Annotated in this window: 11 protein-coding genes and 1 rRNA gene; 3 read left to right on the top strand and 9 right to left on the bottom strand. The window is 42.4% G+C overall.

From position 1 onward, the window contains the following. The first annotated feature begins 153 nt into the window (after positions 1-153). From LHL20_RS20105 to LHL20_RS20095, 3 genes are all read left to right on the top strand, one after another. Positions 154-504, top strand: a complete 351-nt coding sequence (locus LHL20_RS20105) for a hypothetical protein (protein ID WP_226434572.1) — start codon at positions 154-156, stop codon at positions 502-504. A 155-nt stretch (positions 505-659) separates the two neighbouring features. After that, entirely contained in the window at positions 660-974 is a 315-nt protein-coding gene (locus tag LHL20_RS20100) for a hypothetical protein (RefSeq protein WP_226434571.1), read from the top strand. Positions 975-997: 23 nt separating this feature from the next. Then, positions 998-2308: a tyrosine-type recombinase/integrase gene (locus LHL20_RS20095; protein ID WP_226434570.1), complete on the top strand. Its 1311-nt coding sequence runs from the start codon at positions 998-1000 to the stop codon at positions 2306-2308. 237 nt (positions 2309-2545) lie between these two features. Here the strand turns inward: LHL20_RS20095 and LHL20_RS20090 are convergent, their stop codons facing one another. From LHL20_RS20090 to rrf, 9 genes are all read right to left on the bottom strand, one after another. Next, on the bottom strand, positions 2546-2881 hold the full coding sequence (locus LHL20_RS20090; RefSeq protein ID WP_226434569.1) for a hypothetical protein: 336 nt from the start codon (positions 2879-2881) through the stop codon (positions 2546-2548). A gap of 730 nt (positions 2882-3611) precedes the next feature. After that, on the bottom strand, positions 3612-3938 hold the full coding sequence (locus tag LHL20_RS20085) for a YbaB/EbfC family nucleoid-associated protein (protein WP_159626347.1): 327 nt from the start codon (positions 3936-3938) through the stop codon (positions 3612-3614). A gap of 37 nt (positions 3939-3975) precedes the next feature. Next, positions 3976-6843, bottom strand: coding sequence for a DNA polymerase III subunit gamma/tau (gene dnaX / locus LHL20_RS20080; RefSeq protein WP_226434568.1), 2868 nt, complete (start codon positions 6841-6843; stop codon positions 3976-3978). A 47-nt stretch (positions 6844-6890) separates the two neighbouring features. Next, positions 6891-7427, bottom strand: a complete 537-nt coding sequence (apt, locus tag LHL20_RS20075; protein ID WP_159626351.1) for an adenine phosphoribosyltransferase — start codon at positions 7425-7427, stop codon at positions 6891-6893. Between the two features lie 295 nt (positions 7428-7722). After that, entirely contained in the window at positions 7723-8493 is a 771-nt protein-coding gene (locus LHL20_RS20070) for an HvfC family RiPP maturation protein (RefSeq protein WP_226434567.1), read from the bottom strand. Then, a complete protein-coding gene (locus LHL20_RS20065) occupies positions 8490-9341 on the bottom strand; it encodes an HvfB family MNIO-type RiPP peptide maturase (protein ID WP_226434566.1) in 852 nt (283 codons plus the stop codon). The genes LHL20_RS20070 and LHL20_RS20065 overlap by 4 nt, the downstream gene beginning before the upstream one ends. 133 nt (positions 9342-9474) lie before the next feature. Continuing rightward, entirely contained in the window at positions 9475-9942 is a 468-nt protein-coding gene (locus LHL20_RS20060) for an HvfA family oxazolone/thioamide-modified RiPP metallophore (RefSeq protein WP_226434565.1), read from the bottom strand. Positions 9943-10153: 211 nt separating this feature from the next. Further along, positions 10154-10876, bottom strand: a complete 723-nt coding sequence (locus LHL20_RS20055; RefSeq protein WP_226434564.1) for a substrate-binding periplasmic protein — start codon at positions 10874-10876, stop codon at positions 10154-10156. Between the two features lie 266 nt (positions 10877-11142). Further along, positions 11143-11232 (bottom strand): 5S ribosomal RNA (gene rrf / locus LHL20_RS20050); the annotation flags it as partial.

The raw sequence follows: 11232 nt of genomic DNA, 5'->3' as shown, positions 1-11232 counted from the left end.
ATTTTTGATCGGATAACGCCGAAATAAGCGATCGGATTAGACCGAAATCACTGATCGGATTGAACCGAAATGGGTGATCGGAATGGGCCGGAACATGCAGCAGTTTTTTCCGTAAATTTCTAGTCATGGAAATACAAATTAATCGAGGAAAAAATGACGCTACTTTCAAAGACACTTTTCGATCATTGCGACGTTGAAGTTAGCACATCGCCAGAGACAGAAGACACTGATACACAAGATTCAACGACGGTAAACCCTGCAACAGGCTTGCCCATGTTGAAAGGCTCGACGATAGATGTAGCGGGCAATCCGCTCGGTACTGATTTTATAGAAGAACAAAGCCCCTCATGCAGCTTTCAAGACTTTAATGATGATTTAAGCGACTCGTTTAATTGCGACTCGCTTCATTCACATTCAGAAAATATTTTTGAATGCGACACTTCGAGCGACCTTATATCAGACAGCTTTGACAGCTCTTGGGACAGTGGTTTTGATGAATATTGAAAGCAAGGGTTGAGTGCGGAATTCCGGTATACAACTGACAGAAAACGTTAAAGCTCCTTATGCCAGTAAACGAACCGCATATAGCTAGAAGGCATACACAAAAGCACGTAATTTTTCTGAAAATTTTTTTTGTTTTGTAACCTGATATCAGTTTTATGAACAAAGAGAAAAAAGCCTTGACCAACTTAACTAGTATAAATATCGCTGAGGTAATGGACAACCCTGAAAAAATCGAATGGATTCTGAATAAGATCGCTTTCCTAGAGAGTGAGCTTGCGAAACTCAAGAAGCCACAAAACCAATGGCTAACTTTGGAAGAGGCCGCAGCCGAACTAGGTAAAAGCGTAAGCGCCGTTCGTCAGCGAGTGAAGAACAAGGATAAGCCTATGCCCGAAGGCAAGGTGTGGAAGCAGGCTGATAAAGGTCACGCCATTTCTGTAAACGTAGTAAATTTTAGGAAGTATATGTGATGGGTAGTTTGTCAACGAGCATCATGGAACTAATCAACGAGCACAAGGGCTTGAGCGTGCACAAGGGAAACATCCGTGTGCAGTTCAAAGTGCCTGATAAAGTAAGCCCAATCAGAAAATCGCTTGGCTACGCGCCCACTAAAACGAATATTGCGCTAGCTGTATCGACTCTAGCAAATATCAAGAATGATATTGCCAACCGTCTTTATGAAGTTGATAACGAAGCGTTCTGGGATAAACATTTTCCATTACGCTCTGACAGATTGCCGTCAAAATTGACCGTTGAACAATGCTTTTTAGCTTATCGAGAAAAAAAGAAGTCTACGATTTCTGACTCTATGCAAAACAAGCTGATAACGGCTTTAAACTGGTTGAAATTCTATGGACATGGCAAAAAATTACTCGTTGAACTGGACAGGAAAATACTTGAAGAGTTACGAAGTAAAACCGTTACTGGCAACAAAGAAGGGAAATTTAAAGAAACTAAGTTTAGAGGCTGTTCTGTTGCCACTGTAAACGACTACAGTCAAGTTTTAGGCAGAGTCTTGGCTTTTGCGGTAAGAGAAGAGTTCATAAAACATAACCCAATGAAAGATGTCGAGCGACTCTCTGAGGACGAGAGCAGAAGCAGAAGATTGAGATTTGTGACTAAAAGCGACACAGACGAGTTGGAGGATGAAGATCTTTATGTTTGTCCGTTCAGCAAAGCTGAACTGGATGAGCTAATTGCCACTGTGCACCTTCCTAAAACAAAACTAATGATTAGGTTTCTGGCTTGGACAGGCTTGCGTCATGGAGAACTGAAGGCACTCGCCTGGGAAGACGTAGATTTAAAAAATAGGAAACTAATCGTCAGGTATAACCTAACAAGGAATGGCACTCTCAAGCCTCCTAAGACAAAAAATGGACGTCGGATCGTTAAGCTGCTACCAGAAGCGATTAAAGTTCTAAAAGAACTAAAGGAACTGTCAGCTCAACTTCCAGCGCGACAAGAAAGAATCTTATACAAAAACAATAAGTCAGAGCTAGTAATGCGACGAAGAGTATTTCTTAGCCGAGGGAACTTGCCATACAAACGCCCAGAACTCACCACTGTTAACGGACAGTGGGAAGCGTGGCTAAAAAAAGCAGGGCTTCGCCATCGTCCAGCTTATCAACTCCGACATACCTACGCGAGCCAGCTGCTAATGGCAGGAACCAGCGCCCTCTGGCTTGCGAAGCAGATGGGGCATGGGGATACCAGCATGATCCACAAGATATATGGCAAATGGATTGAGGAAGAAAAGCCAGAGTTTATGGATAATTTGGCAAAAAGCTTGGGGCAGAGTTACTAACAGTAACAAAAGTTACCCCTGAAAATAGAGCACTCTATGAGAGCCTTATTCATGCGGATGCTGATCGAGGTTTTAGCCTCAGGTTTTCAAAATTACTACCCGCAATTTAGTAGCGATGAATGATAAAATTAATGAATTCCTAATCGCTTTGAAACAACGATATAATCTAGCAGTTAAAGTAAGTAAAATGGTAATCTTTACAGAATTACCATTTTACTTTTTCTAATAAGACTTTGACTATAACTGAATAATAGTTACTTCTGCTTTATAACCGTTCTCAGTCATACATGAATCACTGTCTTTGCGTTTGACATCAAACTTAAAATTACATTCTGCATTTGTTTGATCAATATACCGTGTTGAAAGCGCATCGTTACTATATTGATTGACGATTTTCCAACTATTAAGCCCATTATTGCTCCACTCACCATCTGTATTTTTGAATAGTGATTTCTTTGCAACATGCCTATCGCCCTGTGGCGTAGTAATAGCTATCTCAAATTTCAAAGGATTCGAATAAATAGAAGTGTTCTCATTTGTCGTTTGGGTAGCTGTACATCCAGCAACTAACATCAACATAAGTCCTGAATAGAAAGTTTTGCTTATCGAAAAGTACATATTCTCTGTTTCCTTACTAAAAAATTAGCCGATTGCATTTGGGCGCTCGGTATTAATTATCATCTAGACATGCACTATGCGCTGCTTGTCATCATAATGAAATTTCACCTGATAGCTGTCTCTGCCATAGATAAATCGCTACAGACCATAGCTATGATAGTAAAAATTATCAGCAGCATTATCTGACAGCTTTGAGATAATATCTTTATATTCAATTATTTCAAGAATTTAGGTCATTTTTCAACACTAACATTCACAGTTCCTACTGATGACTTAGTAAACTTGTGCTCTTTCCTATTGATGTGATGAAATTCTAAATAATGTACGCTTTTCGATCCAAGTACCATTAGAATACTTATTGTTTCGACTTTGCCAAAAGTACATGGCAGCCAAAAGAAGACTTCATAGCGCTATATTACTCTAAGATAATATATGGGCTGTTTTAAGATGAAACCTGGAAGTTGTATTGTCTACATCCTTATCATATCTGTTCCGCTAATTACCACTACATCGGACAATAACAAAACCGTAAGTGAGTGTTAGCTCTATCTTGGTAAGTTCAATTTTGAATGTTATACATGAAAAAGCTCGGACATATGCCGAGCTTTGAAGATATTTCTTTGTCCCCTATTTGTCCCCCTAACTTTTAAAAAAGCCAGAGACCAATGAATACGGGGGTTTTTATTTAAAACGGCATTTTGAAGCCAGGAGGTAGTGGCATTCCACCAGTTACGTCACCCATTTTTTCCTTACTGGTTTCTTGTACTCGACGTACCGCATCGTTAAATGCCGCAGCAACTAAGTCTTCAACCATTTCTTTATCGTCATCCATCAACGACTCATCAATATCTACGCGACGCACATTGTGGTTACACGTCATGGTAACTTTAACCATACCTGCGCCTGCTTCACCAGTTACTTCTAGTTTTGCTAGGTCGTCTTGTACTTTTTGCATGCGCTCTTGCATTTGCTGCGCCTGCTTCATTATGTTGCCCATTCCACCTTTAAACATATTCTTATCTCGCTTCGTTTTGGTGTTAATAAATCTACTATCTTGCTTTAACCGTGTCGGTTAATACTGAGGCATCGAAGGTCGATAGCAGTGCTTGAATTGTATCGTCGGTATTTACTACCGTATGCGCATGCGCATGACGCATGGCATGTATTTCCTGTTGTAATGCAAATGGTGTCGTCGATGGTTCGCCCAACGTGATATCCACATTTACATTTTCGCCCAACCCATGATGCATTGCATCTATTAGCTGTTGTTTTGTACTGTCGTTTAATAGATGCGACTGACTATGATCAATTTCAAGGGATACCGTGTTCCCATTTCGCACAAAAGAGGCATGAAGTACCAGCTGCTTAAGCAAACCCGCGACTGGCATTTGCTCTACCAACTGGCTCCAGCTGTCAATTTGACTGGCGTGAGTGAGCTTGTTTCCGTCATTGAGGTAGGCTTTAAGATTTCCGTTATACGTTGTGGCAAGTGGTGTATCAAAATCAAATGCATCGCGAGCAAAGTCAGCATCAGATGATTCTGTTTGTTCCGCTCCATGGCCTTGCATAGTATTGTCATACACTTGAGGCGCAGCACTTTCGACGGGTAGAGCATTTTCCCAATGAGGAGGCAGCTCATTGCTAGAGTCTGAATGTCCTGCCGAGCTGTGTTGGCTTTCCCAAGGAGGCAAGTCATGATCAACAGCTGAAGCGGTATCACCCTTTTGTAATTTTTGGGGCTCGATTACTTCATTCGAATCTTGTTCAAAATTCGGTGCCTGTGCTTCATTTTCAAAAGGCGCTGAAGCACTGGGCTCATTCGCGTAAGGCGCGTCAGAGTCGAACTCGTCAAATGAAAAATCGTCGTTTGACGTTTCGTTGCTAACTTCATGCTGCTCAGCGTTTTGTTGTTCCGCACCAGGGAAAGCATTTTTTACGACAGTATCGGCAGTTGTAGTTGCATCGTTAGTAACCTGCACAGCATCCTGTGCTGCCGAACCTCCAGCAACGCTGACCTCGTCAACCGCATCAGCGCTGGGTTCGCTACCTCCGTTGGACTCGCTGGATTCATTATCTAGTGAAGAAGGTGTCGCTGTTTTTACAAATCGAGCCTGAATCTCGCCTGCGCTTGCCAGCCCAGAGCTAGTTCCATTACCAGTTGCTTTACTGTCTGCCTCTTCGGCCTTGCGCTGTTTAAGCTTTTGACGAAGCGCCAACATGTCAGCCGTTGACGTCAATTGTTCTTCTGACGAAAGCACATTTGTGCTGGCTGATGAATTGTGTTCTTCAGGTACTTTCGCTTCAGAATGGACAGGTAGATCGACATTGTCGATGCCATAATCTGCATCATCGTCTGATGAAACTGGCATATCATCCATGTATGCATCTAACGGTGGTCCATCGAAACCGACATCTGAGACAAGCGTATCTGAAGTAGTATAATCAGGTGTAGATTGTTCGGCCAAAGCTTGGTCATGCACGGCGTGTTCTGACATTGCTTGGTTTGATGTGGCCTGTTCAGAAACCATGGCTTGTGACGACGGTGTCTCTAATGCGTCATTGTCAGACTTTTCATCTGGCTGGGGATGTACCGCGGTTTCTGTCTCATCAGAAACAACATGGCTGTCGTTGATTACGTCTTGCGTCTTTATCGAAGTTGCAGAAGTTTCGCTAGCATGCGTATCCTCCTGCTTACTGACGTTTCCCGGGCCACCACTTGGGTCTGGAGGTGATGTCGTTGAATTACTCTGATTAGCATTGGCATTGCCACTAATCGGCAATGCAACGTCGCTGTTTCCCGACGCTATATCGGAAGCCGTATCAGCAAGCGGCGCAGAGGGCGCAAACGTCATCATGCGCATTAACGTCATTTCAAAAGCACTTTTACCGTCAGCAGCAAACGGTAAGTCTTTTCTGCCTTGTAGTGCAATTTGATAGAGTAATTGAACCTGCTCTGCAGGTATTGTTTTGGCTAGCTGATAAATAGCTTTTGCAGACGTCGTCTCTAGTTTGCACGCTTCTGGAACCCACTGTGTAAGGGCAATTTGATGCAAAAGACTCGCAAGCTCACCATGTACATTGTCATAATCAGGCGCTTGCTCAGCAATGTCGTTGACCAGTTGCAGCACGACTGCCGCGCTTTTGCTCACCACAGCATGAATGACTTTTAACAGCTGGTTTTTATCCATCAGGCCAAGCATGTCTGTCACAATTGATGCGACGACTTGATTACCACCTTGGGCAATAGCTTGGTCAGTCAAACTTAATGCATCACGCATACTGCCTTGTGCAGCTCGTGCCAACAAAGCAAGTGCTTGAGGTTCAAACGGAAGCTGTTCGTGTTCAAGAATATGAGACAACTGCCCTACGATCTGCTCACGCGACATCGCTTTCAGATTAAACTGTAAGCAGCGCGATAAAATCGTTATCGGTAACTTTTGCGGATCGGTAGTCGCCAGCAAAAATTTGACGTGCGGTGGTGGCTCCTCAAGCGTTTTTAACAACGCATTGAAACTGTGCTTTGATAACATGTGCACCTCATCGATGAGGTAAACTTTGTATCTGCCCCGTGTAGGCTTGTATTGCACATTATCAAGAAGCTCTCGTGTATCTTCTACCTTCGTTCTTGATGCTGCGTCAATCTCGAGCAAATCAACATAATTGCCCTGCTCTATCTCTTTACAGGTATTACATTGACCACAAGGGTTTGCACCTTGACCTTCTTCACAATTAAGGCTCTTTGAAAAGATACGCGCAATAGTGGTTTTCCCTACACCGCGAGTACCTGTAAATAGGTACGCGTGATGTAAGCGATCGTTATCCAAAGCATTCGAAATGGCTGACACTACATGCTCTTGCCCTACAAGTTCACTGAACTTGCCTGGACGCCACTTCCTTGCTAATACCTGATAACTCATTATTACGTTTTTGGCCTTATGTGTTTTATGAGCAGTATCTGAGACGTTTATTCGCCTTCAAACTCGCAAATTGAATAACTTTCGATGTCTAGCGCAGAAAGTTTCTCACACCCGCCCAAATCCGGAAGGTTAATGACAAAGCCTGCGTGATTCACTTCACCACCAAGAGAGCGGATAAGCTTTGCAGAGGCTGCAATAGTGCCGCCAGTTGCTAGCAAGTCATCGATAAGAAGTACTTTATCGCCCGGTACAATAGCGTCTTTGTGAATTTCCAATGTATCGGTGCCATACTCAAGCTCATAGCTTTCACTAACCACTTCACGTGGAAGCTTATTTGGTTTTCTTACTGGCACGAAGCCGATGCCCATTTCGATAGCCAACGGCGCACCGAAAAGAAAACCACGCGCTTCTGTGCCCGCAATTTTAGTGAAGCCCATGCCTTGATACTTTTCAACAAGCAATGAGATACAGCTACTGAACGCTTTGTGATCTTCCAAAACGCTGGTTACATCTCTAAATAAAATACCCGGCTTTGGATAGTCAGGTACGGTTTTTACTACTGATTTAATATATTCTGCAGTCACAATATTGCCTTGAATGTCTGCGTTATAACCAGAAGGTAAACCAGCCGGCGATGATATGCATCAACGGAAACGCGATTAGAGTTACGAGCGATGCTAGAAAGTACCACTTATTATAGACTTCTTTGAAATCTGAATTGTCAGCCATTTGCACTACCTAAACAATTTTATGAACAAAAAAATGGTGCTAAATGTTAATCGAAAGCAAGCGCGATTGACAGCGCTAATGTGGTTGATCGCTCACTTTCGATACAGATCATGGCTAAAGTTTAATATAACGCGAATAAATGGCGTATAGTTAATCGACAGTGGCAGGCATTATGATGCCTTTTTGCAGCATTTCGGCTATGGTTTGGTGCATTCCGGACACCAAAGCATCCTTTGGTATTTGAGGAAGCTGGTCTTGTAGTAACTTACTGAGATCATCAAACGTCGCACCACTTTCTTGTTGTTCCAGTGTATTAAGCAGTATTGCAGTAACCGGGTTAATGTTGGCAAATTGGACATCGCACTGAGCATCGCGATAAACAACATAAAACTGCTGCTCTGGCGCGGTATCTTCAGGCATATAGTCATCACCAATCAAATGAACTGCATACGAATAGCCTGCTAATGAGGCATAGGGCGACACTTTAATTGCTTGTACATTTTGCCCCTCTTTGTAAAAGGCAGCCGTGTCATCATTAGAGCGAATACTGACGTCTAACTCTAGCCATTCATAGTGCGCTAGCTCTGCACTAAACTCCGGCAACGCTATCGCCAGTTGAGGCGAGCAAGATAAATACTCGACAAACTCTTTACTAATTTCAGCAAAGTAGGGTGAGCGACACTCATGTTCTACGAAAAACTGTCTTACTAACGATTCCCACCCTTTTTCTCCATAAAGCTTAATAACTATGGATTTAAGCACGGGAAAGGCAGTGCTCACAAAGTTGTCGATATTGTTGAAAAATAGCGACTGATAAATTTCCATTCTTCGCGACTCTTCATCGCTGCGCTGCTGATAGGATGAAGGGTCTTTTATTGCATTAACAAATTCTGATTGTACAGATTGAAACGATTTATTCACGCCACGCTCCCGTTAAGCGCTTTAACGTCAATACTGTCAAACTGCTCTTGAATTTGCTTAATGCGACGTACCTCGGATAAGAGTGCGTCAATAGATGGAATATTGAAATCTCGCTCTAGTAGCGTTGGAAAAACACCATGTGTCGCATAGGCGTGCTCAAGCAACTTCCACACAGGCTCTATAACATCTGCGCCATGTGTGTCCACTTTTAAGTCTGCAGCTTCGTCGTAGTGCCCTGCGATGTGACCATACACTATTTTGTTAGTAGGAAGCCCTTCGATAAAGCGATGAGCATCGTACTTGTGGTTGATGCTATTTACGTAAACGTTGTTTACATCAAGTAGCATTAGACAGCCAGACTCTTGTATAACCGAATTAGTAAAGTCTAGCTCAGTCATTTCTTGACCCGGCGCAATATAGTAAGACACATTCTCTAACACCAGCGGGCGCTCAATAATATCTTGAACTTGCTTTATTCGAGAGACCACATGATGCACGGCTTCCTCAGTAAACGGGATTGGCATAAGGTCATACATATGACCATTGCCAGAGCAATAGCTTAAATGCTCACTGTACAAGTCGATATTGTGAGTATCTAAGAAGCGTTTTACGCTTTTGACAAATTCAACGTCTAATTTGTCGCTACTTCCGATAGAAAGCGATAAACCATGTGTAGTGAAAGGGGCTTGTTTTGAGGCTTGTTCAAACTGTTGTTGATAACGGCCCCCCAAAGGTATCCAATTTTCAGGGGCAACCTCCCAAAAATCGACTTCGTTTGGCAAAGACGGTAAAAGCTCGTCTAGCATTTCTCGTCTAAAGCCTAAACCAGCACCTTTGATAGCATTCATAATTTCCCCACTACTTCATTACCATTCAAAAAAAATGGCCATCGAATGACGGCCATTTTAGCAAAGCATTTACAAGATAATAGTTTGAATCACACTTCTGTAATTGACATTATCTCGCTAAATGAGACCTTGATTACATGCTTCCGCACTTACCTTCGCCACATTTACCTTCTTTAGCTTTTTTGTCGCCGCCGCACTTACCTTCGCCACATTTGCCTTCTTTGGCTTTCTTGTCGCCGCCACATTTACCTTCGCCGCACTTGCCTTCTTTTGCTTTTTTGTCGCCGCCGCATTTGCCTTCACCACACTTACCTTCGTGAGCTTTCTTGTCGCCGCCGCACTTGCCTTCACCACACTTGCCTTCTTTAGCTTTTTTGTCGCCGCCGCATTTGCCTTCGCCACACTTGCCTTCTTTCGCAGACTTATCGCCGCCACACTTGCCTTCACCACATTTGCCTTCCGCCGCAAATTGGCTGTAGCCTGATTCTAGTGACTGCATTCCAAATGGATTCACTTCAGCAACAGCAACCGTAGACGCCAAAGAGCCAATTACAACTGCACCAAGTGCTGTAGCTACAGAAGATTTTTTAATTTGTTTCATTGATCTACCCTCAATAATTTTAGTCATGTTTGACGTACGGTAAGCACGTGTATTTAAGAAGACCTTCCCACACGCGACGAAATTTCATAATTTATTAACTTTTTTTCAAGCTACCACTATCACACTGAATTCATTTGAATTTTTAAGCCAAATAATGCTAATTATGTGTCATTTTGTCGCCTGATTTAAACTAATTAAAGTAGCGGTTAACCTACTCATTCATAGTTTGCATTTGCTCTATCACTGTTCCACTTTCTGAAAGTTTAAACAGTCGTGTCAGCTTTTCCAGCAATTCAGTTTTTCTTTCGCTCTTATTAGAAATAGCAAAGAAAGTGGGAATATTGCGACGCATTGATACTGCTAAATCACTTATATTATCGGGCACGCGTTCAATGTGATAAAGATAAGGTGCTTCATAAGTCAACAGATGAGTAGTGCGACCGAACTGGAATAGTTGAATGGCATCAGTGCTGTTTGGCATATCAAAAAACGTATAGTTGCTATCTACAAGTTCTTGTCTCAAGCCGACATAGTCATAACCTCTTATAGCAGCAACAGTCTTATCACCGCCCGCACCTGTATTTGTCATTAACACTATCGATAAGTGACTAAACGGCTTTTCGACAAATGTCACATTATTGTCCAATGCTTTTGTGCCTTTTACATTGACTGTTATGTCTACTTTACCTTTTCGAATTCGCTCAAAAAGACGAGCGGGAGGCGGACATTCGACCTCTACTTTATACCCAACTAACTCGAGTATTGTTCTAGAAATCGTTACGGCTTCACCATGGCAACCAAAACCTACGGGATCTTTAATAACCAACGGAGGGAACTCAACAACCCCAAGTACGATGGTATTATCATTTTCTATCGGTATGCTTGTCTCTTGCGCTTTTACCAAACTAGCGAAAAGCAACAAGACAACAGTCATACTACATTTTAAATACATTGAAAGGCACTATTTTAAAATTGAAGCATTTATTATCGTTGCTCCCTTTATATAAAAGCTAGCGAATAAAAGATAGATCAGCAAGTAACTAACGCTTATAAGTAGGTATTAATAACTTTACGTATTTATTTCAACTGAGCGTCAATACAAAAAAGTAACATTAAATTGATTGGGTCTGAAGTTAAGATACTTTTAAAACAGATACAAAAAAAGCCCTTGTCGTAAGACAAGGGCTTTTTGGAATTGGGACCTGGCAGTGTCCTACTCTCACATGGGGAAACCCCACACTACCATCGGCGCTAATACGTTTCACTTCTGAGTTCGGAATGGAGTCAGGT

The organism is Alteromonas sp. McT4-15, assembly GCF_020515205.1.
Lineage (GTDB): Bacteria > Pseudomonadota > Gammaproteobacteria > Enterobacterales > Alteromonadaceae > Alteromonas.
The sequence above is the reverse complement of the archived record's forward strand: the minus strand, read 5'-3'. Positions and strand labels throughout refer to the sequence as shown.